Raw genomic sequence first — 1330 nt, 5'->3', positions numbered from 1 at the left:
TTGATGACGTTGAACCAAACGCAAGCCGTTAAACTCTTCACTCACTACAATCACTTTAAAATGTGATTCTTTACCTGGAAAATATCCACCGTGGCCAGCAGACTCATTAATGACTTCCAAATGGCTAGGTGCAAGGGTTTGTAACCGTTCAATCAACTGTTGTTCAAGGCTCATAGCTTTTCCTTTTACGATTATTCGTATATTTAGACCTAGTATACCCTGTCTACACACAAACAAAAGTTGCTCTTGTACGCTTTGACTTCAAACAAAATGTCTATTTATTCGGCAACTTATCAATAAAAATAACTCTAAATGCTCATTTCTGTTTTTATTTTATGCAATCAGCATAATTATTTGCATAAAGTTGTTGACCCTTGTTTTGCTTAATGTATTATAAGCGGCACGCGGGAATAGCTCAGTTGGTAGAGCATAACCTTGCCAAGGTTGGGGTCGCGAGTTCGAGTCTCGTTTCCCGCTCCAAATTGGTTTTTTTTGAGAAAGTTTTAGTAAAAACTGCTCATATATGCGGGAATAGCTCAGTTGGTAGAGCATAACCTTGCCAAGGTTGGGGTCGCGAGTTCGAGTCTCGTTTCCCGCTCCAAATTCTAAGGCCCTAATCGAAAGATTAGGGCTTTTTTCTTTTTGATTTTATTATATTTTTGAAAATTCCGCCTTCCTTTGTGATTCAATTCAATAAAAAATATTCTTAATGTAATTTGTATTTTGTGACCAAGATGTGACCATGGCGTGCCCACGACAATAAAAATGGTCTTAATTGACCTTAAATGTCCTCAATCGATCACCACTTTCAGAGCTTTTTTGAAGGCAAAAAATCACCCTGTTCTCTTCCAAACAAGGTATTTTTTACCAAATGATCAATAATTTGTGGCCATTTCACTTTTTGATGTGACCATTTGTGACCAAACTACTTACTAACAGATTGTTCTTTATTGTCTTTTTCAAAAACAAATAAATCCCCTACCTGTACATCCAAATAATCACAAATTCGATCGATGGTCTCCAAATCAATTCGAGTCAATTCGCCATTATAAAGCTTATGCAAAGTTGTCTTATTAATGCCTGTACCACGAATTAAGTCAGCTACACGCATTTTTCTTTCAGCCAACAATATTGGTAGCTTACAAATAACCATTAATTTTTCCTCTAATACAATGAAAATTTAATTGCATTTAATTAAATTTGAGGTTATTTTAGGTCTAAGGATGAAAAATTCCTTACATCCGATGAATTACGCTAGGAATACAATTATGTCATATACCTATCTCACAGCCCAGCAACTGGCTGAAAAAATCCAGTACGACGCTCGTAC

Annotated in this window: 2 protein-coding genes and 2 tRNA genes; 2 read left to right on the top strand and 2 right to left on the bottom strand. The window is 36.1% G+C overall.

Annotated features, from left to right (window positions below):
* Nucleotides 1-174 (bottom strand): BolA family protein (locus J582_RS25255; protein WP_032048931.1); only part of this gene is annotated, 174 nt, incomplete at its 3' end.
* A 230-nt stretch (nucleotides 175-404) separates the two neighbouring features.
* Here J582_RS25255 and J582_RS25250 point away from each other — a divergent pair.
* Nucleotides 405-480, top strand: a tRNA-Gly gene (locus J582_RS25250).
* Nucleotides 481-525: 45 nt separating this feature from the next.
* Nucleotides 526-601: transfer RNA gene (locus J582_RS25245), tRNA-Gly, on the top strand.
* Between the two features lie 324 nt (nucleotides 602-925).
* Here J582_RS25245 and J582_RS25240 read toward each other — a convergent pair.
* A complete protein-coding gene (locus J582_RS25240; RefSeq protein ID WP_004674114.1) occupies nucleotides 926-1153 on the bottom strand; it encodes a helix-turn-helix domain-containing protein in 228 nt (75 codons plus the stop codon).
* Nucleotides 1154-1330 lie beyond the last annotated feature (177 nt).

The organism is Acinetobacter sp. 1566109 (assembly GCF_000582255.1).
GTDB lineage: Bacteria > Pseudomonadota > Gammaproteobacteria > Pseudomonadales > Moraxellaceae > Acinetobacter > Acinetobacter nosocomialis.
This window is presented reverse-complemented; position numbering and strand designations above follow the sequence as displayed.